Raw genomic sequence first — 25,315 nt, 5'->3', positions numbered from 1 at the left:
GTTACCCGGGGGTATGGCCCCGCGGAACGCTTTTACTGATCACAACTCAGTAAAGGAGCGAAGATCACCCGCTCGCGCGAAACGGTTCTACTGACCCGAAGTCAGCCGAGCCGGGCGTCCACGGCCTCGGCCGAGAAGCGGTCGTCGATCGCCACCCGGGCCAGCCCCACGAGCACCGCCTCGGGTCCGAGCGCGGCGGCCCGGATCCGCAGGCGCGCGGTCGCCCGGGGCTGCGCACCCGCGTACACGCCCGCCCGGATCCCCGCGATCATGGCGGGCACCGCGAGCTCGCCGGCCACGACGAGGTCGGCGGGGTTGAGCACTCCGACCACGACCGCGAGCACGCGCCCGATCAGTCCGGCGGCTCGCTCCAGCTCGGCCGTCACGAGGGCGTCGCCGCGCTCGGCCAGCGCGCGCAGCTCCGCCAGCGAGCCGACGTCGGACCCCGCCTCGCCGAGGCGGCGCAGCAGCGCCGTCCCGCCCGCCTCCGCGGCGAGGCAGCCCCGCCGGCCGCAGCGGCAGACGGCGTCGCCGCCCACGTCGACGTGCCCGATGTCGCCCGCGCCGCCGTCGGTCCCGCGGTAGGTGCGTCCGTCGATGACGAGGCCCGCCCCGAGGAACCGGGACACCTTGACCAGCACGAACGGCTCCGGCCTGCCGTCCCGCCCGGCGCCGAGCTCGGTGAACTCCCCGTACGCCATCGCGTCGGCGTCGTTCTCGAGGTGCACCGGCACGTCGAACCGGGCGCGCACGGCCTCGACCACCGGCCACGCGCCCCAGCCCGGCAGCACCGGCGGGTCGGACAGGCGGTGGTCGTGCGGGTCCACGGGGCCGGGCACCGACAGCGCGACCCCGCCGACGGCGGCGGGCTTGATCCCGGCGTCGGCCAGCAGGTGGTCGAAGCCGTCCAGGAGCTGCGGCAGCACCGCCTCCGGTCCGGCCGCGAGGTCCACGGCCAGCGACGCGCGGGCCAGGAGCAACCCGTGCGGGTCGACGACCGCGAGTACAGCCGAATCCAGCTCCAGCGCTGCCACCAGCACCAACGAGTCCGTCGGGTCGAACACGAACCGCTCCGAGCGCCGTCCGCCGGTCGCTCCCGCGTCGCCCGCCGCGCGCACGATCCCCGCCGCCACGAGCGCGTCCATCCGCTGCGCCACCGTGACGCGGGAGAGCCCCGTCGCCTCCAGCACCTGGATCCGCGTCGTCGCCCGCCCGCTCCGGATGAGCTGCAGGATCTCGCCCGCGCCTGCTGCCACGTCGTTCCTCAGTTCTCTCGGGCCTGCCGGCCCGTGTCGGCCGACCGGCCCGTGGTCTTTCCCGGACCGATCAGCCCTTGTCTGCCCCCGCGGTCAGTCCCTCGGTGAGGGCACGCTCGGCCACTCCATACAGAATCACGATCGGCACGGTCAGGAGAACGCTGCCCGCCATGAGAACCGTCTTCGAGACCTCCTGCCCGTCGGCGAGGCGGGTGAGCCCGAGCGACACGGTCCACAGGTCCTGCTTGGCGGACAGGAACAGGAGCGCGAACAGGAACTCGTTCCAGGCGATCATGAACGAGTACAGCGCGGTCGACATGATGGTCGGCATCGCGAGCGGCACGGTGATGCGGGTCATGATCTGGAACCGGGAGGCGCCGTCGATCACCGCGGCCTCGTCGATCGACTCCGGGATGCCCGCGAGGTAGTTGCGCAGCATGTGCACCGAGACGGGCACGGTCAGGGCCACGTACGCGATCACCAGCCCCACCAGGGACGACCCGAGCCCCAGCACCTGGAAGCCCACGAACACGGGCACCGCGATGATGATCGTCGGGAACAGGTACACGGCCAGGAACAGCCACGAGACCTGCGAGCGCCCGGCGAAGCGCAGGCGCGTCAGCGCGTACGACGCCGGCACCACGAGCGCGACCGTCAGCGCAGACGCCGCGACGGCGACGACCGCGGAGTTGCGCATGAACCGCCCGAACCCGTAGCCGCCGTCCTCCTCGGAGGCCAGCACCGCGCGGTAGGTCTCCGTGGTGATCCGGTCGAGCTGCGGCAGCACCCGCAGGGGGTCGCGCAGCAGGTCGTCGATGCGCACGAAGCTGAGGCTCAGCATGTAGACGAACGGCAGCACGGTCGCCGCGACGAGGGCCACGATGACGACGACGCGCAGCACCCGCAGCACGCTGCTCTGGACGGACACGGCGCTCATCGGTTCTCCTCCCGCTGCCGGGCCGTCAGGCGCAGGTAGATCGCCAGCGCGACCCCCAGGAACACGGCCATCACGGCGGCGGTCGCGCTGGCGCCGCCGATGTCGCTCGACCCGGTGAGCTGCTCGAAGACCCGCACCGAGGCCACCTGCGTGCCCGCGGCGCCGCCGGTGAGCAGGTAGACGTCGTCGAACTCGTTGAAGGCCATGACCATGCGGAACAGCACGAGCAGGGCCACCGTGGGCAGGAGCTGCGGCAGCACCACGAACCAGAACTTCTGCAGCGGTGTGGCGCCGTCGACCACCGCGGCCTCCTCGATCTCCTTGCTGAGGCCCGTCAGGGCCGCCCCCAGGAAGAGGAACGCGAACGGGAAGTACCGCCAGATGTCGTAGACGATCACGGTGCCGAGCGCCGTGGGCGCGGCCGAGAGGAAGTTGACCGGGTGCTCCCAGCCGAGCACCTGCGTGCCGAACGCGTTCACGACGCCGTACTGCGGGTTCAGCGCCACCTGCCACACGAACGTGGTGGCCACGACCGGCGCCACGTACGGGAGCAACATCACGGCCCGCAGCGGCGCGCGGAACCGGAACCGGTCCCGGAACGCGAGCGCCGCCACCAGGCCCACGGTGATCGACCCGACGGTGGTCGCCACCGAGTACTGGACCGTGGTCACCAGCGCCTGCCAGAACGCCGGCGACGTGAGCACGTCGGCGTAGTTGTCGAGCGTGAGCTCGTTGAACAGGCCGTTGCGGGCCACGTCCACGTAGCGCGCGTCCTGGAACGACAGCACCACCGTCCACACGATGGGGACCACGATGATCGCGGCCGTCACCAGCACGACCGGCGCGACGAGCGTGATCCCGTCGCGGCCCTCGCGGCCGCGCAGCTTCGACGTCGGCGCGCCCCTCCCCCTGCGCAGGCGCCCCTCCCTGACCCGCCCCATGGTCAGTCGCGGCCGGCGATCTCGGCGACCGCCTCCTGCATGGTCGCCTGCGCCTCGGCGGCGTCGACGCTGCCCGACCCGAGGTCGGCCGCCGCCTTGGCGAGCGGCAGCTCGCTCGTGATCGGCCCCAGGATGGCGCCCTGTCCCTGCGGCAGCGCCCAGCGGTCCGCGGACTCGGGGGCGGCGGCCAGGGTGTCGGTCACCTCGGCGGGCCAGACGTCGGAGAACGTCTGCCGGGAGTCGATGCCGATCTCCAGCCCGGACCAGGCGTCGGTGTACTCGGTGGGGTTCTCCGCCGTGCCGGTGCGCACGGGCACCTTGCCCTCGGGCGCCATGGCCAGCCAGTCCACGTACGCGTCGGACATCATGTACTCGACGAAGTCCGCCGTCTCGTGGTCCGCACCGTCGGTGATGCCCCAGGACACGAACTCGACGTAGCCGGCGGCTTCCCCGCCGTCGCCGCCCGCGGAGGGCCCCTCCACCACGGGCACGACGCCGGTGTGGTCGGCGAGCCAGCCCGGGTCGTCGGCGCACTCGTCGCACGACGGCGTGAACTCCTCGCGCAGGCCGGCCATCTCGTCCAGCAGGAACGACGACCAGACGGCCATCGCGGCCTGCCCCGCGAAGTACGACGCGCGCGTGGACTCGACGCCCTGCGAGCCCTCAGGCGAATACTCGCCCGCCAGGTCCGCGTACAGCCCGATGGTCTCGGTACAGGCGGGGCTGTCGAGGGTCGCCTCCCCGGCGTCGTCCACGAGCTCGCAGCCGTTGCCCTGGGCCAGGAACTCCAGCGTCTGCTGCGTGAACGGGTCGGCCGCGTCGGTGGACAGCGTGATCCCGTACCGCCCGTCGGCCGTGAGCTCCTCGGCGGCCGCGCGCAGGTCGTCGTAGGTCGTGGGCGGCTCCAGGCCCGCCTCCTCGAACAGGTCGGTGCGGTAGTAGACCATCATCGGCCAGGCGTCCGAGGGGACGGCGAGCAGTTCGTCGCCGTCGCTGGTCAGCTCCAGGGCCTCCGGCGTGAACGTGTCAGCGCCGAGCGCGTCGACCACCTCGGCGGCGGCGTCCCGGTCGAGGTAGCCGTCCCGGTCGAAGGACCGGACCAGCCCGGGGCTGATCGCGTTGACCACGTCGGGCATGTCCTCGCCGGACAGCGCGGCGGCGGACAGGAGCTGGGAGACCTGGTCCTCCTCGACCGGCACCAGGTCCGTCTCCAGGCCGGACTCCTCGGCCCAGGCGTCCATCGCGGCCTGCTGGATCGCGAGACGCTCGGGCTGCGTCTCGACGGTCCAGACGGTGATCATCCCGTCGGACTCGGGACCGCCGCTGCCGCAGGCGGTGAGCGTGAGGACCGCCGCCGCGACCGTCGTGGCCGCGATCGTCAGGCGGGCGGTGGCCGCGCGGTGGTGCCGGAGCATAACTTCTCCTCGTCATCGAGTGAGTAGATCTGGCACTTATGTCTAACCTACTGTCGAAAGATGCACAAGGACTTTGAGGAAGATCCGGCCGACGCCGCCGCTCGTGTCCTGAACTCCCACTGGACCGGCCGGCACACCGTCCCGGCGACCGGCCTGTACCCCCATCAGTGGAGCTGGGACTCGGCGTTCGTCGCGATCGGCACCCGGCACCGCGCACCGGAGCGCGCCCGGGCGGAGCTGGTCACGCTCCTCGACGCGCAGAGGGCCGACGGGCGGGTGCCGCAGATCGTCTACGACGCGGAGCGCGACGACGACTACGCCCCCGGCGCAGCGTTCTGGGGTGCGGCGACCTCCGGGCTCGTGCAGCCGCCGGTGCACGCCTGGGCCGCGTGGCTGGTGCACCGCGCCGACCCGGCCGGGTCCGCCCGGGAGGGTTTCCTGGCGCGGGTGTACCCCCGGCTCGCCCGCTGGCACGGGTACCTGCACGGGCCGCGCGCGGGCGCCGTCGGGCCGCCGGTGGCGAAGCACCCGTGGGAGACCGGCACGGACAACTCACCCCTGTGGGACGCCGCCCTCGCCCGCGTGCCACCGGAGGCGCGGACCGCCATCCGACGGCCGGACCTGCAGCATGCCGGCACCGGCGAACGCCCCGGCAGCCGCGACTACCGGCGCTACTACCGGCTCGCCGAGGCGTATCGCGACGCCGGCTGCACCGACGACGTCCCGATCGGGTTCGCCATGGTGTGTCCCCTGTTCAGCACGCTGCTGGCGGTCTCGGAGGTCGCCCTGGCCCGGATGGCGGTTGCATTGGCCGACGGCGGGGGCGGGGTGTTGTTGCCCGACGGCGGGGGCGACGCGCGGGCCGGAGCGCACGAGGCGGCCGGTGCACATGCGGCCCGGGCACACGAGGCGGCCGCCGCCCGGGTCGTCGCCGCGCTGGACCAGCATCTGTGGGACGAGGAGCTCGGGCTGTACGTGGCGCTCGACGACACGACCGGGGAGCGCGTGCGGCGGGCGACGGTGAACGGGCTGGTCCCGCTGCTCCTGCCTGGTCTGCTCGGCGCGGGCAACTCCCGAGGAACCGGGAATCTGCCCGGCTCCGAGATCCCGACCCGGCGCACCGAACGGTTGCTGGCGACACTCGCCGGTCCCGGGTTTCTCGGCGGCGGCCCGTACCTGCCGAGCACCTCGCGCGAGGACCCGGCGTTCGACCCCGCCCTGTACTGGCGCGGCCCGGCGTGGTTCAACATGTCGTGGCTGCTGCTGCGCGCCGTCCAGGCCCTGGGCCGGGACGACCTGGCCGCCCGGCTGCGCGAGCACTTCGACGTCGCCGCGCCGCAGGGGTTCCCCGAGTACACGGACCCCGACACCGGCGCCGGCCGCGGGACCCGCCAGTTCTCCTGGACCGCCGCACTGACCCTGGATGTGCTGCTCTCGGACGAGGCGGCGGTCCTGCCGACCCCGGCCGCGCCGCCGGTGTGACATCTACCCCGTCATTGCGCCCGAAAACAGCCGCGTTTCGGGCGTAATGACGGGGTAGAAGCGCACCTTCGCGCGACGGCGGCAACGCGGCGACGCCGACCCCCGTCCGCACAGCAGAAGGCCCCGGCTCCCTCACGGGAACCGGGGCCTTCTCGCGATCAGGTGATCAGCTGGGCCGAAGCTCAGCCGGCGACGACCTGGACGCCGATCTTGGCCGACACCTCGGGGTGCAGGCGGATCGACACGGTGTAGTCACCGGTCGTCTTGATGGACTGACCGATCTCGATCTTGCGCTTGTCGACCGACGGGCCACCGGCAGCGGCAACCGCACCGGCGATGTCCGCCGTGGTCACCGCACCGAACAGACGGCCACCGGGGCCGGCGTTCGCCGTGACGACGACCGGCTTCGCGGACAGCGAGGAGGCCAGGGCCTTCGCGTCATCCAGCGAGGCGATCTCGCGCGTCTTGCGAGCCTTGCGGATCGCGTTGATGTCGGACTCGGCGCCCTTGGTCCACGGGGTCGCCAGCGAACGCGGGATGAGGAAGTTACGGGCGTACCCGTCCTTCACCTCGACCACGTCGCCGGGCTCGCCCAGGCCGGTCACCTCGTGGGTCAGGATCAGCTTTGCCATTGTTCTCGATCCCTTCCTCAGCGAGCCGTCGACGTGTACGGCAGCAGGGCCATCTCGCGGGCGTTCTTCACGGCCTTCGCGATCTGACGCTGCTCCTGGACGGAGACGCCGGTGACGCGACGGGCACGGATCTTTCCGCGGTCGGAGATGAACTTGCGCAGCAGCGCCGTGTCCTTGTAGTCGATGTTGGCGATCTTCGCGGACTTCAGCGGGTTGATCTTCTTCTTGGGCTTGCGCACCACAGGCTTCGCCATGGTGTTGCTCCTTCGTCAGGTGCTGCTCACGCGGCCTGGCGGGCCGGGCGAGCAAAAAAGGTGAACTGGGGGTAGCGGGTTAGAACGGCGGGTCGTCCGAGAACGAGCCGCCCGACGACGCCGGGCCTGCCGTGGCCCACGGGTCGTCATTGCTCTGACCGCCACCGGAAGAGCTGAATCCTCCACCGGAGCCGCCGCCCTGCTGGCCGCCGCCTCCGTTGTAGCCACCGCCGCCGCCACCGAAGCCGCCGCCACCGGACCGCTGGGCCCGGGTGACCTTGGCCGTGGCGTAGCGCAGGGACGGACCGATCTCGTCCACCTGCAGCTCCACGACGGTGCGTTTCTCGCCCTCACGGGTCTCGTAGGAGCGCTGGACCAGGCGACCCTGCGCGATGACGCGCGTGCCCTTGGTCAGCGACTCCGCGACGCTCTCCGCGGCCTCGCGCCAGATCGAGCAGCGCATGAACAGGGTCTCCCCGTCCTTCCACTCGTTGCTCTGGCGGTCGAAGGTCCGCGGGGTCGACGCCACCGTGAAGTTGGCGACCGCCGCACCGGAAGGGGTGAAGCGCAGCTCAGGGTCCCCGGTCAGGTTCCCGATCACTGTGATGACAGTTTCACCAGCCATGCCAATTCCTCGATTCAGTCGACGTTCCGTACGCGTTGTCCGTGCTCGCGGTGAATGCAACCACGAACCACTGACACTCGCGCGGGCGTAGGAGGTTCAGTTCCGACGACTTACTTGTCGCCGGTGCGCAGGATCTTGGTCCGGAGCACGACCTCGTTGAGGCCGAGCTGGCGGTCCAGCTCCTTGGCGGTGTCCGACGTCGCGGTGAAGTCGACGACGGCGTAGATGCCCTCGGACTTCTTCGAGATGTCGAACGCCAGGCGGCGGCGGCCCCAGATGTCCACCTTGTCGACGGAGCCACCCTCGGTCGTGATGACCGACAGGTACTTGTCGAGCGACGGGGCAACGGTGCGCTCCTCGACCTCCGGGTCCAGGATCACCATCAGTTCGTACTGACGCATGTGTATACCCACCTCCTCTGGTCTCAGCGGTCACGGTCGTTCCGTGACAGGAGGGTTCACAGCAAGGGCCAAGCCTACCCGCCCTGTGGACAACGGCGGAATCGAGCGCGCGAGACCCCCCTCACACGGGCCGAGGGACCGCCTCCCGCAGGAGACGGCCCCTCGGCCGTGTGGATCAGGACGATGGTTACGGGCTGCCGTTCCCGTTCCCGTTGCCCCCTCCAGGACCGCCACCACCGGTCGGCTCCTCGGTCGGGAGCCCGATGTCGCCCGGACCCGACGAGACGATCACCTGCACGGGGCTGCCCACCGGCACCTGGGCACCCTCCTCGGGGTTCACGGAGATGACGGTGCCCTCGGCCACGTCCTCGGACGCCTGGTACTCGATCCGTGGATCGAGCCCCGCTGCCCGGAGCTGTCCGCGCGCGTTGTTCTCGTTACCGCCGACCAGGCCACCCGGCACGGTGGCGGTGTTCTCGTCCGGCCCGGTCGAGACCTCGACCCGGATGTTCGAGCCCCGCTTGACCTCCTGGCCCTCCTTCTCCACGGAGAGCACGGTGCCCGGGGGCTGGTCGCTCGGGACCTCGATGAGCTGCGGGTTCAGACCCGCGCCGGAGAGCACCGCGGCAGCCGCCGCGAACTGCTGGCCGACGAGCCCGGTCGGGACCATCACCTTCTCGTTCGGGTCGTCGGACACCGTCGGCGTCGGGGACGGCGTCGGGGTGGGCGAGGGCGGCGGGGCCGGCGGCGTGTACTCCGGGAACTCCTCGACCTCCATGCCCTCGGTCACGGCCTGCATGTACTGGGTCCAGGCCGTGACGGGCCACGTACCACCGGTCATGCTTCCCCCTGCCCACTGGCCGAACGGCGTGATGGTGTCCTCGCCGCCCTTCTCTGTGGGCTGGTAGAGCCCGACCACCGTCGCGAGCTGCGGGATGTAGCCGGCGAACCACGCGGACCTGTTCTGGTTGGTCGATCCGGTCTTGCCGGCGACCGGACGCTGTTCGCCGTCAGGACCGACCAGCTCCTTCGCGGGCGTGCCGGAGCCCTCGTTGACGACCTGCTCCATCGCGTAGGTGGCCTTGGTCATCACCTCGGGCTCGATGGCCCGCGCCGACTCGCCGCTGAACGTGTAGATCTCCTGCTCGCCGTTCTTCACCGACGTGACCATGTGCGTCTCGTGCCGCGTGCCCTGCGCTGCGAACGTCGCATACGCACCCGCCAGGTCGACGGCACGCACGGTGGACGTGCCGAGCACATTAGACAGCTCGGCGTTGGTGTCCTTCTCGGGGATACCCGCCCGAATGGCGACATCCTGCGACTTCTTGGCCCCGATCTCCACGTTGAGCTGCGCGTACACCGTGTTCACGGAGTTCGCGGTCGCGTCGATCAGGTCGATGTCGCCATAGGACTCACCGCCGGAACCTTCAGGGCCGAAGTTGGTGAGCTCGACCTCGGGTCCGCCCGGGGTTTCCGTCCACCCTGGGATCTGCATCGGGCTGTTGCCGTTGTAGTACTCGTTGAGCTCGTGGCCCTCCTCGAGCGCGCCGATGAGGGTGAACGGCTTGAACGTCGAGCCGCCCTGGGCCTTCGCGTCGGTCGCAGAGTTGTACTGGACCTCCTCGTAGTTCTTGCCGCCGTACAGGGCCCGGATGGCGCCGTCCTTGGGGTCGATCGACACGATCGAGACACCGAGCCGCTTCGACGCGGGGTTCTCGCCGTCGTACGGGATGGTCTTCGCCGCGTCGACCGCCGCCTTCTGATACTTCGAGTTGATCGTGGTGCGGATCTCATACCCGTTGTTCATGAGGTCCTCCTCGCCGATGCCCTCGTCGGCGAGCTCCTTGCGGACCTCCTCCAGCAGGTAGCCGACCTGGCCGGCGCGCGAGGCCGGCTTGTACTCGATGGGCTCGGGGAACGTGGCGGAGCTCCGCTCCTCCTGGGTGATGTAGCCCATGTCGGCCATGTTCCGGAGCACGCGGGCCCACTTCTGCTCCGCGACGGCCTTCGACTCCTCGCCGAAGCGGGGGTCCCAGTACGACGGCGACGGGATGATGCCCACCAGCATCGCGGTCTCCGAGACGGTGAGCTCGGCCGCCGGCTTGTTGAAGTAGGCCTTCGCCGCCGCCTCGAACCCGTAGGCGCCGCGGCCCAGGTAGATGCTGTTGACGTAGCCCTCGAGGATCTCGTCCTTCGACTTCTCCTTGTCCACCTTGAGAGCGAGCACGATCTCGCGGAACTTGTCCGCGTAGGACGACTGCCCGGGCTGGAAGTACGTGTTCTCCACGTACTGCTGCGTCAGCGTGGACGCGCCCTGCCGGCCGCCGCCGGTCACGTTGCTGATGAACGCCCGGACGATGCCCACCGGGTCGACGCCCATGTGGCCCTCGAAACCCTGGTCCTCGGACGCCACCACGGCCTGGCCGACGTACGGGGGCAGCTCGTCGAGCGAGCGGATCGTCCGGTCGACCGCCGCGAACTTACCGAGGACCTTGCCGTCCTCGTAGTACACGGTGGTGGTCTCCGAGCCGATCTCCTTGCGCTCGTCCGGCACGGCCCAGCCGATCCAGCCGGCGGTGAACACACCGACGCCGAGCGAGAGCAGCGTCAGCCCGGTGCCGACGACCACGCGCCAGGACGGGATCCATGCGCGCAGGCCCGTGCGGTGCGGCCGGGGGTAGTTCCAGATGCCACGCCGGCGTCGGGGCGTCTGCGGCCAGATCGGAGTGGGACTCCAGTTCGCCACGTCTTCCTCGTTCCTCGAATCGGTCCAGCGAGAGCGCCGGACAGGGTCCAGTGAGGGCACTGAACCGTCGAAACGATAGAGGATCGATGTTGGCAGCAAGTAGCACAAACGCGGTTTCTCTGTGTACGCCCCGTGTCCGAGACACAGGTCTCAACGGGCTCTGCCAGCGGTTTTCGGGTCTTTTCACCCGGTACTTCACCCGACGCCGGCAGAGCCCGCCCGCCCACCTACCCGAAGATGCCTCCGCCGTCCCCGGACGGGTCGTCGGTCGGGTCGTCACCCGGTCCGGTGGAGATCACGAGGGTCACCTCGCTGCCCTTCGGCACCTCCGAACCCTCGCCCGGGTCCACCGAGATCACCGAGCCCTCGGGCACGGTGTCCGACGGCGCCTCCTGGATCACCGGCGTGAGCTCCGCGTCCTGGAGCTGCTGCTCGGCGTCGCCCTGCTCCCGGTTGGTCAGGCCCCACGGCACCGTGGTGGTCTCCACCTCGGCCTGGGACCCGTTGGAGACCTGGACCTCGATCTCCGAGTTCCGGTCGACCTCCTCACCCGCGTGCTCGACGTCGAGCACGGTGCCCGCGGGCTCGGCGCTGTCCACGTCCACCTGCACGGGCACGAGCTGCAGTCCGCCGAGCGCCGCCGCCGCGGCCACGAACTGCTGGCCCACCAGGTTGTCGGGGACCACGACGGTCTCCTCGGGCTCCTCGGAGGCGCTCTCGGACGGCGTCGGCGATGCTGACGGCTCCGGTGCCGGCGGCGTGTACTCGGGGAGCTGCTCGACGTCCATGCCCTCGGTGGCCTTGAGCATGTACGCGGTCCACGCCGTGACCGGCCAGGTACCACCGGTGATCTGCTCGTAGCCGCCGAACGGCTTGATCTGCTCGTACCGGTTCGCGTCGGTGTTGTACTCGTAGAGGCCGACGACGGTGGTGAGCTGCGGCACGAAGCCGGCGAACCATGCCGACATGTTGTCGTTCGAGGAGCCGGTCTTCCCGGCGGCCGGCCGCTCGAGCTCCAGCGCCGGCATGCCGGACCCTTCCTCCACGACCTTGCTCATCGCGTACGTCGCCGCGGCCATGACCTCGGGGTCGAACATCTCCTCGCTCGCGCTCGGCCCCTGGTAGATGGTCTCCTCGCCGTTCTTCACCTCGACCACCAGGTGCGGCGTGGTGCGGTAGCCCTGGGCGGCGATGGTGGAGTAGGCGTGCGCCAGGTCAACGTTGGTCACGTAGGCGGTGCCGAGCACGTTTGCCAGGTTGCCGCCGATGGCGCAGCAGTCCCGGGTGTCCGGGTCGTCGTCGGCCTGCGGGATGCCGAGGTCGTAGCCGACCTGCGCCGTCGTCTCCGGGCCGATGTCCTTGTTGAGCTGGCCGTAGACCACGTTCACCGAGTTCGCGGTGGCGTCGACCAGGTCGAGGCTGTTCCACGAGTCGTTGTTGAAGTTGTACAGCGGCACGTCGGGGCCGTCCGGCGTCTGCTTCCAGCCCTCGATCACCGTCCCGTCGACCGCGCTGTACCGCTTGTTGAGCTGGAAGCCCTCCTTCAGCGCCCCGATCAGGGTGAACGGCTTGAACGTCGACGCGCCCTGCGCCTCGAACGTCGCGGCGTTGGTCGGGTAGACCGAGTAGTCCGGACCGCCGTACATCGCCTTGATCTCACCCGTCGCCGGGTCGATGGACGTGAGCGACGCGCGCGCGAACTTGCTCGCGTCCTCGGGCAGCTTCATGGTCTCGGCCGCGGCGGCCTGCATTTTGCGGTCGATCGACGTGTGGATCTCGTAGCCCATCGTGGTGAGCTGGTCCGCCGTGATGCCCTTCCGGTCGAGCTCGTTGGCCACCTGCTCCATCAGGTACGCGGTGCGGTTGTCGCCCGAGCCCTGGGTGTACTTGACGAGCTTGGGGTACTCGGCGGCGTCCCGGTCGTCCTGGGTGATGTAGCCCTGCTCCACCATCAGGTTCAGCGTGCGCTCCCAGCGCGCCTTCGCCTGCGCCTCGGCGCCCTCGCCCTGCCGCGGGTCCCAGTAGGTCGGGTTCGGGATGATGCCCGCGAGGAAGGCGGACTCGGAGATGGTCATCTCCTTGGCCGAGTGCCCGAAGTACGCCTTCGACGCGGCCTCGACGCCGTACGCGCCACGTCCCAGGTAGATGGTGTTGACGTACCCCTCCAGCACCTGGTCCTTGGACTGCTGCTGCGTCACCTTGAGGGCGATGATCGCTTCCTTGAGCTTGCTCGCGTACGTCGCGTACTCCACGCCCACGTAGTAGTTCTCGACGTACTGCTGCGTCAGCGTCGACGCGCCCTGCCGGTCGCCACCGGTCACGTTGTTGAGCGCCGCGCGGACGATGCCCAGGGGGTTGATGCCGAGGTGGGTCCGGAAGCTCTGGTCCTCCGACGAGATGATCGCCTGCGTCACCTGCGGCGGGAGGTCGGCCAGCGCCACGATCGTGCGGTCCTGCGCGGCGAACTTTCCGAGCGGCTTGCCGTCGGAGTAGTACACCGTCGTCGTCTCGGAGCGCACCGTGCCCAGCTCGTTCGGGACGGGCACGCTGACCCAGGCGGAGATCAGGACGCCGGCGACGAGCGACGTGCCGGTCAGCAGCGTTCCCACGACGAACCGCCACGACGGGATCCACGCGCGGATCCCGGTGCGGTACGGCCGGGGATAGTTCCAGATCCCCTCCCGGCGCCGGGGTGTCTGCGGCCAGATCGGAGGGGGACTCCAGTTCGACACAACAGCCTCTTCCTCGTTCGGACTCGGGGCCCACCGGTGTGCGTTGTCGCACCCACCACGGCGGACCACCCGAAACCATAGGGGATTCACCCTCTAGCGCAGTAGCCGGATCCGTCCACATCACCCCACGCGGGACATTTCACCGCATGGTCAACCCAGTCCGTCTGCCCTCACTTCACATTTCTTCCACCTCCGCGATGGAACCCCCTGTTCTCGCGGCGGATTGCCAACCGACGGCACCGTGCTTATTCTCTCGATGTATCGACTCGATACATCGTGTAGAAGAAGTTGACCCGGCCCGCCGGGTTCTTCCGGGAGGGAGGTCGCCGTGCGTAGTCGGTCCGACGTGCTGGAGACCGCCGTCCTCGGCCTCCTCAACGAGTCCCCGTTGCACGGCTACGAGCTCCGCAAGCGCCTCAACCTGGTGCTGGGCTCGTTCCGTGCCTTCTCTTACGGCACGCTCTACCCGGCCCTGAAGGGCCTGGTCACGCGGGGTCTGATCGCGACCACCGAGAGCGAACCGGCACCGTCGTCACCCCGCAAGGGGAAGGCCGGGATCCCCGGCCGGACCGCCAAACCCATCCCCCTCGGACGCCGTCGGGTGGTCTACGAGCTGACCGCCGAGGGCAAGGAGCACCTCCAGTCCGTCCTGGCCACCGCCGGGCCCGCGGCCTGGGAGGACGACAACTTCGACGTGCGGTTCGCGCTGTTCGGGCAGACCGACGCCGAGACCCGCCTCCGCGTGCTCGAGGGCCGGCGCACCCGGCTGACCGAGCGCCTGGAGGCCTTCCGCGAGTCCACGACCCACCCGCGGTCGAGGCTCGACGAGTACGCGCTCGAGCTCCGGCGTTTCGGGCTCGAGAAGGTCGAGCGCGAAGTGCACTGGCTCGACAGCCTCATCTCCACCGAGCGGGGACGCGCCGCGGCGCAGAGCCCCGCACCGCAGCAGGAACAAACGAAGAAGGAGCGAGGATGACCTCCATCCGCGTGGGCATCGTCGGCGTAGGCAACTGCGCCTCGTCCCTGGTTCAGGGCGTGCACTACTACCGTGACGCCGACCCGGCGAGCACCGTCCCGGGCCTCATGCACGTGCAGTTCGGCGACTACCACGTGTCGGACCTCGAGTTCGTCGCGGCGTTCGACGTCGACGCGAAGAAGGTCGGGTTCGACCTGGCCGAGGCCATCAACGCGTCCGAGAACAACACGATCAAGATCGCCGACGTCCCGCCGACCGGCGTGACGGTCCAGCGGGGCCCGACCCTCGACGGGCTCGGCGACTACTACCGCGCCACGATCGACGAGTCCACGAAGGAGGCCGTCGACGTCGTCGCCGCGCTGCGCGCCGCCGAGGTCGACGTGCTCGTCTGCTACCTGCCGGTGGGCTCCGAGGAGGCCGCCAAGTTCTACGCGCAGTGCGCGATCGAGGCCGGCGTCGCGTTCGTGAACGCCCTGCCGGTGTTCATCGCGTCCGACCCCGAGTGGGCAGCGAAGTTCGAGGAGGCCGGCGTGCCGATCGTCGGCGACGACATCAAGTCGCAGGTCGGCGCCACGATCACGCATCGCGTGCTGGCCAAGCTGTTCGAGGAGCGCGGCGTCGTCCTCGACCGCACCTACCAGCTCAACGTGGGCGGCAACATGGACTTCAAGAACATGTTGCAGCGCGACCGGCTGGAGTCGAAGAAGCTGTCCAAGACGCAGGCCGTCACGTCCAACCTCACCGGCCCCCTGGCCGGCAAGAAGGAGGACCGCAACGTCCACATCGGCCCGTCGGACTACGTCGCCTGGCTCGACGACCGCAAGTGGGCCTACGTGCGGCTCGAGGGCCGCGCCTTCGGCGAGGTGCCGCTCAACCTGGAGTACAAGCTCGAGGTGTGGGACTCGCCCAACTCCGCGGGCATCATCATCGACGCGGTGCGGGCGGCCAAGATCGCGAAGGACCGCGGCGTCGGCGGCCCGATCCTGTCGGCGGCGACCTACTTCATGAAGTCCCCGCCCGTGCAGATGGAGGACACCGCGGGGCGCGCCCAGCTGGAGGCCTTCATCCGCGGCGACGTCGAGCGCTGACGCGGAGCGCAGCGGAGGTCGGAGGCCGAGGTACGAGGCATCCGGCCGAAGCGGAGCGCAGCGGAAGCGCTCAGAAGGAATCGAGCGCTGACGGCTGACACAGGTCGGGCCCCCAGGTCACCGGAGTGACCTGGGGGCCCGACGTGTCAGGCGGGACCCGCTACTTGATCGGGTCCAGCTCGAAGTCGGTCACGACGGTCTTACCCGCCGTCACCTTCGCGGAGCGGACCTGCGGGACGTACCCGCTGGACGTGGCGATGATCTGCGCCGTGGCCTCCGACTTGTCGAACCAGTACTCGTAGACGCCGTCCGACCCGGTGACCAGGGTGACTGCCGAGTACTTGCCGTTGATCTGCACCACGGAGTCACCGAGCGAGACCACGCCGTCCGGCGTGAAGCCACCCACGGTGCCGGAGAGCTTGCCCCAGCTCTTCGGCGGCTTGACCGTCAGCGAGAGGTCGACGGCCGGCGTCTCGTACGGCGTCTCCGCCTTGGCCAGCAGCGACCCGGTGAAGGTGCCCGGCTGCGCGACGACGCCGCTGAGCGTCGCGGTGATCGTCTTGCTCTGACCCGGCTGCAGGGTGAACTCCGAGGGGTCCACGGTGAGCCACGTCAGGTCGCCGCCGGCGGTGTCACCGGAGACGTTCAGGACGATGTGCATGTCGGGCCAGCCGATGGAGTCGGTGGTCGCCGGCTCCGAGATACCGCAGTCGGTGGCGGCCAGGTACGACGGCGCGGTCTGGCCCGCACCGTTGGACCCGATGTAGAACACGCCGCCGTTGGACTGCTGGTTGGGCGAGACGACCTCGACCACGAGCGTGGAGCCCGCGGGCACCTCGCCCGTCACGGGCACCGAGACCATCGTCAGGGTCGACGCGGGGATGCTCAGGTCCGCCGTCCCGATCGAGGTCAGGTTGGCGTAGGTGAGGGCGCCGTCCAGCGTGTAGAGGTTGACGGTCAGCGTCTGGGCGGTGGCCTCCTCGATACCGAAGGACACCTCCGAGACCTCGAAGTCGTCCTCGATGCCGAAGTCGCTCAGCGTGAAGGTCCGCAGGAAGCGGTTCTCCGTGGTGCCCGCCAGGCCACCGCACGAGGCGGAGTTGACGGCCACGATCTCCTGCGACGCGGAGTGGGTGATCGTCGTGGCGTTCGGCGAGACCGGGATGGACTCGGGCGTGACGCCCTCGCCCGCGGTGCCCTTGCCGGCGGCCTGGAGCTTCGACTTCGAGCCGCCCACGCCCGAACCGCCGAGCTTGACCGACGGCTTGGTGGACTTGACCGTGGTGGCCTCGCCCGTCGGGTGCTGGATGGCCGCGAGGCCGTCCGTGCCCAGGATGTCGAAGCCGCCGCCGGTGCCGGCGAGCTCGACGTCGGCCGGCGCCGAACCCTCGTTCTTCACGGTGAACCGCTTGGTCGTGGTGCTACCCAGCGGGATCGTGGCGGCGAGGGACTCGGTGCTGACGGTGACCAGACCCGCCGCGAGCGACGCGTCGAACGTGCCGGTGGCCTCGGGTGCGAGGGTCAGCGTGCCCGACTCGGACTCGTAGTCCGGAGCCGTGACGTCGACGGTGTAGTCGCCCGGGAGGGCGATGGCCGAGTAGGTGCCGTCCTCCCCGGTGGTGGCGGTGCGGGTCGCCGTGTCGGACGTGGCCGTGACCGTGGCGCCCTTGACGGGGTCACCGGTGTTCTGGTCGGTGACCGTTCCCTCCAGGAAGGAGAGCACGGGGGCCGTGTAGGTGATCGAGAGACCGGACGAGATCGACGGCGTGCCGTTCGAGTACTGCAGGCCGACGGTGCCGGTCTTGTTCTCGATGCCGACCGAGGCCGAGTCGCCCTTGGCCGAGCTGGTGTCGGAGACGTCGCCGTAGCCGAAGAGCACGGTGCCGTCGGCGACGAGCGTGACCGAGAAGCTCAGCCGGTCCGTGGCCGGGCTGTACTTGCGGACGTTGCGCCACTCGACGACGAACGCGTCCTCGCCGTCGACCGTCGTCTCGCCCGTGTAGAGGCCCGACTCACCGTCGAGGACCAGGTCGTCCCAGAAGGGGAACAGTGCCGCGTTCGGCACCGCGCTGCTCGGGATCGCCCCGTTCGCGTACGACGTGCTGGCCGCCAGGAAGTTCAGGTGGCCGTTCGACGTGACGAACGCGGAGTCGTAGCCCTCGCCGTACCAGGGGAAGGTGAAGGGCAGGTCGAGCGACGTCTGCACGTCGTCGCCCGTGAGCGAGGACTCGGTGTCGCCCTGCAGGTAGTCACCCGTCGAGGTGGAGCAGGAGTAGCCGAAGTCGTCGGTCACCGCGGTGATCTCGACGGGCACGTCCTCCGCGCCGTCGACCACGACGTCACCCTCGTACGGAGCGGCACAACCGCCCGTCTCGACACTCAGGGTGTAGGTGCCCTCGGGGACGTCGGCGAAGGCGAAGGTGCCGTCCGCGCCGGTGGCGACGTCCTCGAAGTGGCTGCCGAGGCTGACCGGGACGCCCACGACCGGGTCGCCCGACCCGGCGTAGGTGACGGTGCCCGTCACGGCGTGCGACGGAGCGGCCTCGAGCGCGATGGACACGTCCGTGGTCCCGTCCTCGGTGACGACCGCGGAGGTCGGCGCCGAAGGGAGGTAGCCGAAGGCCGACGCCGACACCGAGTAGTCGCCGGTGGCGACGCGGGCGGAGAAGGTGCCGTCGGTGTCCGTGGTGACGGTGCGGTCCCGCTCGCCGTCGATGGTGACGTCGGCCGAGGCGATCGGGGCGCCGTCGGCGTCCGTCACGGTGCCGGCGACGTAGCCGGTGGCGCCGATCGGGGCGGCGTCGATGAGCGCGGCGAGGTCGAGCTTGCCCTCGCCCCACACGTTGTTGTTCTCGGCGGTACCGCCACAGGTGGTGTCGTTCGTGTCCACCGCGGCCTCGTTGAGCAGCGCCTGCGTGCCCTCGATGTCACCGACGAGCGCGGGAGCGGCGCTCCACAGCACGGCCACCGCGCCCGCGAGGTGCGGGGTCGCCATGGACGTGCCGTTGAAGGCGGCGTAGCCGTCGCCGGGGACGGACGAGCGGACGTTCACGCCGGGAGCGGCGATGTTCGGCTTGATCAGGCCGTCTTCGCCGGCACCACGCGACGAGAAGGCTGCGATGTTGCCGGAGGAGTCGAAGGCGCCCACCGAGTACGAGCTGGTGTTGGCACCCGGCGACGAGGTCGTCTGGCACCCGGAGCCGGCGTTGCCGGAGGCCCAGGCGCCGAACACGCCGGCGGCGGCCCAGGCAGCGGTGGTCTCGGTGTACCAGTCGTCGATGAAGCCCGCGGCGGTGTAGCCCCACGAGTTGTTGACGATGTTCGGGCGCTTCGACGGGTCGGGGTCGCTGCCGTCGACCTTCGTCGGGGCGACGATCCACTGGCCGGACTCGAGCAGCGCGGAGTCCGAGCAGCTGTCACAGCCGTTCGTGGCGATCCACTCGGCGTCGGGGGCGACACCGATCTGGTTGCCGGCGCCGTCGTCGCCCACCATGGTGCCCATGGTGTGCGTGCCGTGGCCGTTGTCGTCGAACGGCGCGGGTGCCGAGCCGCTGGTGTCCTGCCAGTTGTAGTCGTGCACGACCGAGCCGTCGGACTGCAGGCCGCGGTACTGCTGGGCGAGCGCCGGGTGGTCGTACTGCACGCCGGTGTCGATGTTCGACACGACGATGCCCTGGCCCGTGTAGCCCTGCTCCCACGCCTCGGGGGCGTTGATGAAGTCCAGGCCCCACTCGACCGACTGCGGCGCCTTGTCGCTGACCGGGGTGCGCTTGACCGGGTCGACCAGGTCGAGCTTCACGGTCTCGCGGATCGCCTCGACCTTGGTGCTCGCCGCGAGCTCGTTGGCGAGCTCCAGCGTGCCGTCCTCGACGAGGATGCGGTTGCTGATCCAGTAGCTCTCGTAGTCGACGCCGGCAGCCTTGAGCTCCTTGACGAGGCTGGCCTGCGAGGTCTCGGCCGTGGCGGTCAGCGTGTCGTAGACGTACTGACCGCGCTCGTCCCAGTCGGCGATGTTCTTGGCGGCCGTCAGGTTCGCCTCTTCCGCGAGCACGACCCAGAAGTCCGCGGTCTTGCGCTCGGTCAGCATCTCCCGGGCGAAGCTCGTGAACTTCTTGTCAGGGTCGGTCGCGACGGTCTTGGTCGTGCTGACCGGCAGCGCTGATGTCGGGGACGTTGCTGCGAGCGCTGCCGGAGCAACGCTCAGTGCTGATGTCGCGAGGAGCGCGAGAGCCGCTGTTGCGGTTGTCGCGCGCTTCGCGAGCGCGGTTCTGCGATGCATGAACCCTCCATTACCCGGCGCACCCACCTGATCGGGTGCGCTTGGACGGACCACGGTCGTGGGCCGTCCCCAACCGTCGTTGGCACAGGTCAGGGCAACAAGGTCGGATCAGGGTCAGGGTTAGGTCACTTCTCGGTCAAAACTCGGTCGGGATGGGTATGTCGGCTTTGTCAATGGCCATCCGGAAAAATCACCCGACCTAAATGCCGAGAATTCACCCTCTAACCTGCCATCTTTGGCGGAAAGCCGTCAAGGCGGCGGGATTGTGTCAAATTGCCCACGCAACGGGCAGGTAACGAAAAATTGACCCAAGCGGTACGAGTCGGGGGCAAACTGGCGCGCGCCGGCCAGGTTTAACCCGGTCCGCGCCTGAACGGTCGACCATGGAGGGCGAGTCAATGACGCACGACCCCGCACCAGGATCCACCCCCGGCCTCGTCGTCTGCGTAGGCCTCCCCTCCGACCAGATCATCGAGATCGCCCGGCTCCTCCGCGGCCGGGCCACGGTGCTCGCCACGCCCGACGCCGACGGGGCGCGTGCCGTGCTCAGCCAGCAGACCGCGCCGCGGCGCACCGGGGACGCGCCCTGGCACGGACTCGGCGGGCAGCCCGAGCGGTTCGACAACCCGGGCCCGGCGGACGAGCGGGCCTACGGTCGACATCTCTCCGGGCACCCGACCGACCAGCTCCCGGACAACCTCACCGACCCGGCGGCACGCACCGCCCCGGAGTTCCTGCCCGCGCAGTGGACGGCGTCTCCCGTGCTGCCCGTGGCGACGATCCCCGCGCCCGCCCGGCCGGCGACCGGCACGATCCCGGTCTTCGCCGAGTCGAGGCGGGCCGGCACGGGTCCGGTTCCTGCCGCCACCGGCTCCATCCCGATGGTCGCGCCGCCCGCGCTCGAGCCGCTTGTGGCCGGGCCGCTGCTGGTGGACCTGGCCGCCCGCGAGGTCACGGCGCTGGGCCGCCGCGTGTACCTGTCGGCGCGGGAGTTCGACCTGCTCGCGACGCTCGCCCTGGAGGCCGGGCGGGTGTGGTCGTTCGCCGAGCTCACGGCGCGGGTGTGGCAGCTGCCCTACCTCGGCGACTCCGACCCGGTGACGTCCGCGGTCAAGCGGCTGCGCAAGCGGCTCGCGCCGGTGCGCGACGTCGAGGTCGCGTCGGTGCGCGGGGTGGGTTACCGGCTCAAGGTGTGGGCCTGACCCGTTCCCGGCCGGGCACGTCCGCGCCGGGCGTCACGCGCCCGTCACCAGCCAGCGGTCGCCGCGGGCGCGCCAGCCGGTGGTCAAGGCCCGCGCGGCCATGAAGACGCCCGCGAACGCGAGCCAGAGCCAGGCGAGCCCGCGTGCGCCGTCCGGCGCCCAGGCGGCGACCGCGAGCGCGAACGGGAGATAGACGACGAGCGTCGCCATGCCCGCCCAGGCGAGGTAGCGGCCGTCGCCGGCGCCGATGAGGACGCCGTCGAGCACGAAGACCCAGCCCGCCATCGGCATGAGCACGCCGCACACGGCGATGCCGAGGGCGATGGCGACGCGGACGTCGGGGTCGGGCGAGAAGAGGGGCGCGATCCACCAGCCGGCGGCCGCGAGGAGCAGGCCGATCACGGCCCCCGCGCCCACGCCCCACTGCAGACAGCGGCGCAGCACGCCGCGGACGTGGCCGACGTCGCCGGCCCCGAGCCCGTGCCCCACCAGGGCCTGCGCGGCGATGGCGAGCGCGTCGAGCGCGAACGCCGCGAGTCCCCACAGCGAGCTCACCACCTGGTGCCCGGCGAGCGCGACGTCGCCGAGGCCGGTCGCGACCACCACGGTGAGCAGGATGGCCGCACGCAGGCTGAGGGTGCGGACCACCAGCGGAGCGCCGGCGCGGGCGCCGGACAGGATGCCGGCCCGGTGGGGGCGCAGGCTCGCGCCGCGTCGGCGGGCGCCGCGCACCACGATCACGCCCAGCACGACGGCCATGAGGAGCTGGGTGATCGCCGTCCCGAGGCCCGATCCGGCGATCCCCATCCCCACGCCGTACACCAGCGCGACGTTGAGCACGGTGTTGAGCACGGCGCCCGCGGCGGCGACGACCAGGGGCGTGCGCGTGTCGCGCAGGCCGCGCAGCACCCCCGTCGCGGCCTGGACCACGAGCATCCCGGCGAGCCCCGGCGCGGACCACCGCAGGTAGGTCACGGCATGGTGGGCGACGTCGCCGTGGGCACCCAGGGCGGTCACCGTCAGCGGTGCGGCCAGCAGCAGGACGACGACGAGGACCGCCCCGATCCCGAGCGCGAGCCACATCCCGTCGATGCCGGACTGCAGGGCCTGGCGTTCCCGGCCCGCCCCGGTCAGCCGGGCCACCGAGGCGGTGGTGGTGTACGCGAGGAAGACGCACAGCCCGACGAGCGTGAGCAGCACGTTGCTCGCGAGCGAGAGCCCGGCGAGCTGCGCCGTGCCGAGGTGCCCCACGACCGCGCTGTCCACGAGGACGAAGACGGGTTCGGCGATCAGGGCCCCGAGGGCGGGTACCGCGAGGGCGAGGATCTCGCGGTCGATGGACCGCGGGGAACCGGGGGTGTGGCGAGGCTCGCCCAACTTTCTTTCCTCCACAGGCTGGGGTTTACGTCAACGCAGGTCAGCGGGCATGTCGATGTTTTACACAGGGGTTATCCACAACTGGGGACAGGGTTGTCCACCCGCTGTGCACAGCCCTGGGCCACCTTTCCACATGGATGTGCACAGGCCTGTCCACAGGTCTCGTTGCGCTCGGGTGCGCGGGGGCCTAGCGTCAGCGGGGCTGGCTTGCTGATCTGGGTTCCGGGGCTGTCGTGCACGACACAAAGGCGTGTCGGGGCCGACGTCCCGAGAGTGTCGGTAGCGAGGAGTAGAACAGGTGTAGGACGTCGACCGGACGCACGCGTAGCGTGTGCCCCGGCGTCACGGGATGTCATGAGATCAGGAAGGCTGGAGGCACGGATGTCGATCGAGGAGCTCGAGTCGAGCTACTCCGGCGGGAGCCCCGGCCTCGACCGGACGCCGCCGCAGGACATCCCCGCGGAGATGAGCGTGCTGGGCGGCATGCTGCTTTCCAAGGACGCGATCGCCGACGTGATCGAGCAGATCCGCGGCAACGACTTCTACCGGCCTGCGCACGAGGCCATCTACGACGCGATCATCGACCTCTACGGTCGCGGCGAGCCCGCCGACGCCATCACCGTGGTCGCCGAGCTGCAGCGCCGGGGCGAGCACGCCCGCGTGGGCGGCGCCCCGTACATCCACGACCTCATGGCGGGCGTGCCCACGGCCGCCAACGCCGGGTACTACGCCAAGATCGTGCGCGAGCGCGCCATCATGCGCCGCCTGGTGGAGGCCGGCACCCGCATCGTGCAGATGGGTTACGCCACCGACGGCGGCGAGGTGGACGACGTCGTCAACAACGCGCAGGCCGAGGTCTACGCCGTGACCGAGCGGCGCGCGTCCGAGGACTACCTGCCGCTGGCCGAGATCATCGGGCCGACGTTCGACGAAATCGACGCCGCGCAGGGCCGCGGTGAGGGGCTCACCGGCGTACCGACGGGCTACTCCGACTTCGACCGCCTGACCAACGGCCTGCACGGCGGCCAGATGATCGTCGTGGCGGCCCGGCCTGCTGTGGGAAAGGCGCTGGCGCTCGACACCCCGCTGCCGACGCCCTCAGGCTGGACCACCATGGGCAAGGTCGCGGTCGGCGATCTCGTCCTGACGGCGGACGGCACCCCGACGCGAGTGGTCGCGGCGACCGAGGTCATGCTGGGTCGCCCCTGCTACGAGGTGGAGTTCGACGACGGCACGGTGATCGTCGCGGATGCCCAGCACCAGTGGGTGACGAGCACTCGCGCGCAGCGCCGCAAGGTTCAGGTGGGTACCGCACCCGAGTCCTCCGTCCACACCACCGAGGAGATCCTCGCGACGCTGCGTACCGTCACGGCGGACAAGCGCGCCAACCATTCGGTGTCGACCACCCGGCCCCTCGTCCTGCCCTCCGCGACCCTGCCGATCCACCCCTACGCCCTGGGTGTCTGGCTGGGCGACGGCACCTCCCGGCGTGCCGAGTTCACGTCGGCCGACCCCGAGATTGCGATGATGATCGAGGGCCTGGGTTACGTGGCGCAACCTCGCGGCACGGCGAGGGGCGCTGCTCGCACCTACTCGATGCTGCTTCCGGAGCCCGAGACTCAGACACGTGAGTGCATCGTGTGCGGCACGTCCTTCGAGCCGAAGATGGCTTCACTGCTTGCATGCAGCAAGTCCTGTGCGGCGCGTTCCCGCGGCATGGCCCGTCCGCCGCAGCCAACCTGCCCCGACTGCGGCAAGCCGGGTTGGGGATTCCGGCGCTGCCAGGAGTGCCACAACACGAACGGCACGATGGGCGGACGGCTGCGCAGCCTGGATCTGCTCCAGAACAAGCACATCCCGACCAGCTATCTCCGCGCGAGCGAGGATCAACGACGCGCTCTGCTCGCAGGCCTGCTCGACTCCGACGGGACGGTCAATCACGGCGGCAGCATCCAGATCGCCGTGACCAACAAACGGCTGGCCCTCGACACACGTGAGCTGATCCTGTCCCTGGGCTACCGCACCGGCTGGTCGGAGAAGCGGGTCAACGGCCGGACCGAGGCGTCTTCGACGGCGTACACCATCACCTTCACCACTGAGGACGACGTCTTCGCCCTGGAGCGCAAGCGGCTCACGCACAAGGCTCGACGCCGGTCCGGGACCGCCAAGCTGACGTCGCGATTCGTGGTCGACGTTCGGCCGATCGAAACGGTGCCCGTGCGCTGCATCCAGGTGGAGGATGCGTCGCACCTTTACCTGGCGAGCCGTTCGATGGTCCCCACACACAACTCGGTGCTGGGCATCAATGTCGCATCTCATGCGGCCATCCACCATGACATGGCCTCGGTCATCTTCTCCCTGGAGATGAGCCGCAACGAGATCGTCATGCGAATGCTCGCCGCCGAGGCCCGCGTGCCGCTCACCAAGATGCGCAGCGGCAACATGGACGACGGCGACTGGCAGAAGCTCGCCGCCACCATGGGCAAGGTCTCCGACGCCCCGCTGTTCATCGACGACTCGCCGAACATGTCGCTGATGGAGATCCGCGCCAAGTGCCGGCGCCTCAAGCAGAAGCACGACCTCAAGCTGGTGGTCATCGACTACCTCCAGCTCATGTCGTCCGGCAAGCGCGTCGAGTCGCGTCAGCAGGAGGTCTCGGAGTTCTCGCGTTCGCTCAAGCTGCTGGCGAAGGAGCTCGAGGTGCCCGTGATCGCCATCTCGCAGCTGAACCGTGGCGCCGAGCAGCGCAGCGACAAGAAGCCGCAGATGTCGGACCTTCGTGAGTCAGGCTCCATCGAGCAGGACGCCGACGTCGTGATCCTGCTGCACCGCGAGGACGCCTACGAGAAGGAGTCGCCGCGCGCCGGCGAGGCCGACCTCATCGTGGCCAAGCACCGTAACGGCCCCACCGACGTGATCACCGTGGCCTTCCAGGGCCACTACCAGCGCTTCGTCGACATGCAGGTGTGACG

Annotated in this window: 17 protein-coding genes; 5 read left to right on the top strand and 12 right to left on the bottom strand. The window is 70.1% G+C overall.

Annotated elements, in window-relative coordinates; genetic code table 11:
* Positions 1-101 precede the first annotated feature (101 nt).
* The 4 genes from ACH45N_RS01805 to ACH45N_RS01790 all read right to left on the bottom strand — a co-directional run bounded on the left by ACH45N_RS01805 (position 102) and on the right by ACH45N_RS01790 (position 4,549).
* Positions 102-1,256 carry an ROK family protein gene (locus ACH45N_RS01805; protein WP_397390580.1) on the bottom strand — a complete coding sequence of 385 codons (1,155 nt, stop codon included), beginning with the start codon at positions 1,254-1,256 and terminating at the stop codon, positions 102-104.
* Positions 1,257-1,326: 70 nt separating this feature from the next.
* Positions 1,327-2,193 (bottom strand): carbohydrate ABC transporter permease, encoded by an 867-nt coding sequence (locus ACH45N_RS01800; protein WP_377231421.1) that lies wholly within the window; start codon positions 2,191-2,193, stop codon positions 1,327-1,329.
* Positions 2,190-3,134, bottom strand: a complete 945-nt coding sequence (locus ACH45N_RS01795) for a carbohydrate ABC transporter permease (RefSeq protein ID WP_397390577.1) — start codon at positions 3,132-3,134, stop codon at positions 2,190-2,192. Before ACH45N_RS01795 ends, ACH45N_RS01800 begins: the two co-directional genes overlap by 4 nt.
* A gap of 2 nt (positions 3,135-3,136) precedes the next feature.
* Positions 3,137-4,549 carry an ABC transporter substrate-binding protein gene (locus ACH45N_RS01790; RefSeq protein ID WP_397390575.1) on the bottom strand — a complete coding sequence of 471 codons (1,413 nt, stop codon included), beginning with the start codon at positions 4,547-4,549 and terminating at the stop codon, positions 3,137-3,139.
* Between the two features lie 60 nt (positions 4,550-4,609).
* Between ACH45N_RS01790 and ACH45N_RS01785 the strand changes: the two genes are divergently transcribed.
* Positions 4,610-6,031 (top strand): MGH1-like glycoside hydrolase domain-containing protein, encoded by a 1,422-nt coding sequence (locus tag ACH45N_RS01785; RefSeq protein WP_397390573.1) that lies wholly within the window; start codon positions 4,610-4,612, stop codon positions 6,029-6,031.
* A 182-nt stretch (positions 6,032-6,213) separates the two neighbouring features.
* On the opposite strand, the gene rplI is transcribed toward ACH45N_RS01785, so the two are convergent.
* From rplI to ACH45N_RS01755, 6 genes are all read right to left on the bottom strand, one after another.
* On the bottom strand, positions 6,214-6,663 hold the full coding sequence (rplI, locus tag ACH45N_RS01780) for a 50S ribosomal protein L9 (protein WP_020013531.1): 450 nt from the start codon (positions 6,661-6,663) through the stop codon (positions 6,214-6,216).
* 17 nt (positions 6,664-6,680) lie between these two features.
* Positions 6,681-6,917: a 30S ribosomal protein S18 gene (gene rpsR / locus ACH45N_RS01775; RefSeq protein ID WP_020013532.1), complete on the bottom strand. Its 237-nt coding sequence runs from the start codon at positions 6,915-6,917 to the stop codon at positions 6,681-6,683.
* A gap of 79 nt (positions 6,918-6,996) precedes the next feature.
* On the bottom strand, positions 6,997-7,542 hold the full coding sequence (locus ACH45N_RS01770) for a single-stranded DNA-binding protein (RefSeq protein ID WP_036964287.1): 546 nt from the start codon (positions 7,540-7,542) through the stop codon (positions 6,997-6,999).
* Positions 7,543-7,652: 110 nt separating this feature from the next.
* Positions 7,653-7,943: a 30S ribosomal protein S6 gene (gene rpsF / locus ACH45N_RS01765; protein WP_285101724.1), complete on the bottom strand. Its 291-nt coding sequence runs from the start codon at positions 7,941-7,943 to the stop codon at positions 7,653-7,655.
* A gap of 187 nt (positions 7,944-8,130) precedes the next feature.
* Complete coding sequence (locus tag ACH45N_RS01760; protein WP_397390570.1) at positions 8,131-10,689, bottom strand: transglycosylase domain-containing protein; 2,559 nt, start codon at positions 10,687-10,689, stop codon at positions 8,131-8,133.
* Between the two features lie 227 nt (positions 10,690-10,916).
* On the bottom strand, positions 10,917-13,421 hold the full coding sequence (locus ACH45N_RS01755) for a transglycosylase domain-containing protein (RefSeq protein ID WP_397390568.1): 2,505 nt from the start codon (positions 13,419-13,421) through the stop codon (positions 10,917-10,919).
* Positions 13,422-13,749: 328 nt separating this feature from the next.
* Here ACH45N_RS01755 and ACH45N_RS01750 point away from each other — a divergent pair, with 328 nt between their 5' ends.
* A complete protein-coding gene (locus tag ACH45N_RS01750; protein ID WP_397390566.1) occupies positions 13,750-14,397 on the top strand; it encodes a PadR family transcriptional regulator in 648 nt (215 codons plus the stop codon).
* Complete coding sequence (locus ACH45N_RS01745; protein ID WP_397390564.1) at positions 14,394-15,485, top strand: inositol-3-phosphate synthase; 1,092 nt, start codon at positions 14,394-14,396, stop codon at positions 15,483-15,485. The genes ACH45N_RS01750 and ACH45N_RS01745 overlap by 4 nt, the downstream gene beginning before the upstream one ends.
* 160 nt (positions 15,486-15,645) lie before the next feature.
* Here ACH45N_RS01745 and ACH45N_RS01740 read toward each other — a convergent pair whose 3' ends face one another.
* Positions 15,646-19,764, bottom strand: coding sequence for a carboxypeptidase regulatory-like domain-containing protein (locus ACH45N_RS01740; protein WP_397390562.1), 4,119 nt, complete (start codon positions 19,762-19,764; stop codon positions 15,646-15,648).
* 398 nt (positions 19,765-20,162) lie between these two features.
* Here ACH45N_RS01740 and ACH45N_RS01735 point away from each other — a divergent pair, with 398 nt between their 5' ends.
* Positions 20,163-20,966, top strand: a complete 804-nt coding sequence (locus ACH45N_RS01735) for a winged helix-turn-helix domain-containing protein (protein ID WP_397390560.1) — start codon at positions 20,163-20,165, stop codon at positions 20,964-20,966.
* Between the two features lie 33 nt (positions 20,967-20,999).
* On the opposite strand, the gene ACH45N_RS01730 is transcribed toward ACH45N_RS01735, so the two are convergent.
* Positions 21,000-22,343 carry an MATE family efflux transporter gene (locus ACH45N_RS01730; RefSeq protein ID WP_397390558.1) on the bottom strand — a complete coding sequence of 448 codons (1,344 nt, stop codon included), beginning with the start codon at positions 22,341-22,343 and terminating at the stop codon, positions 21,000-21,002.
* A 381-nt stretch (positions 22,344-22,724) separates the two neighbouring features.
* Between ACH45N_RS01730 and dnaB the strand changes: the two genes are divergently transcribed.
* The gene (dnaB, locus tag ACH45N_RS01725; RefSeq protein ID WP_397390556.1) at positions 22,725-25,313 is read left to right on the top strand and encodes a replicative DNA helicase; all 2,589 of its coding nucleotides are present in this window, start codon (positions 22,725-22,727) and stop codon (positions 25,311-25,313) included.
* Positions 25,314-25,315: the final 2 nt, after the last annotated feature.

This window comes from Promicromonospora sp. NPDC019610, assembly GCF_044389365.1.
In the GTDB taxonomy this organism is placed as follows: Bacteria; Actinomycetota; Actinomycetes; order Actinomycetales; family Cellulomonadaceae; genus Promicromonospora.
The sequence above is the reverse complement of the archived record's forward strand: the minus strand, read 5'-3'. Positions and strand labels throughout refer to the sequence as shown.

Bases quoted from the DNA above. Each gene is read 5' to 3' on its own strand.
- ACH45N_RS01785 (WP_397390573.1), top strand. From the start codon at position 4,610: ATGCACAAGGACTTTGAGGAAGATCCGGCCGACGCCGCCGCTCGTGTC.
- ACH45N_RS01800 (WP_377231421.1), bottom strand. From the start codon at position 2,193: ATGAGCGCCGTGTCCGTCCAGAGCAGCGTGCTGCGGGTGCTGCGCGTC.
- dnaB (WP_397390556.1), top strand. From the start codon at position 22,725: ATGTCGATCGAGGAGCTCGAGTCGAGCTACTCCGGCGGGAGCCCCGGC.
- ACH45N_RS01735 (WP_397390560.1), top strand. From the start codon at position 20,163: ATGACGCACGACCCCGCACCAGGATCCACCCCCGGCCTCGTCGTCTGC.
- ACH45N_RS01770 (WP_036964287.1), bottom strand. From the start codon at position 7,542: ATGGCTGGTGAAACTGTCATCACAGTGATCGGGAACCTGACCGGGGAC.
- rpsR (WP_020013532.1), bottom strand. From the start codon at position 6,917: ATGGCGAAGCCTGTGGTGCGCAAGCCCAAGAAGAAGATCAACCCGCTG.
- rplI (WP_020013531.1), bottom strand. From the start codon at position 6,663: ATGGCAAAGCTGATCCTGACCCACGAGGTGACCGGCCTGGGCGAGCCC.
- ACH45N_RS01745 (WP_397390564.1), top strand. From the start codon at position 14,394: ATGACCTCCATCCGCGTGGGCATCGTCGGCGTAGGCAACTGCGCCTCG.
- ACH45N_RS01790 (WP_397390575.1), bottom strand. From the start codon at position 4,549: ATGCTCCGGCACCACCGCGCGGCCACCGCCCGCCTGACGATCGCGGCC.
- rpsF (WP_285101724.1), bottom strand. From the start codon at position 7,943: ATGCGTCAGTACGAACTGATGGTGATCCTGGACCCGGAGGTCGAGGAG.
- ACH45N_RS01795 (WP_397390577.1), bottom strand. From the start codon at position 3,134: ATGGGGCGGGTCAGGGAGGGGCGCCTGCGCAGGGGGAGGGGCGCGCCG.
- ACH45N_RS01740 (WP_397390562.1), bottom strand. From the start codon at position 19,764: ATGCATCGCAGAACCGCGCTCGCGAAGCGCGCGACAACCGCAACAGCG.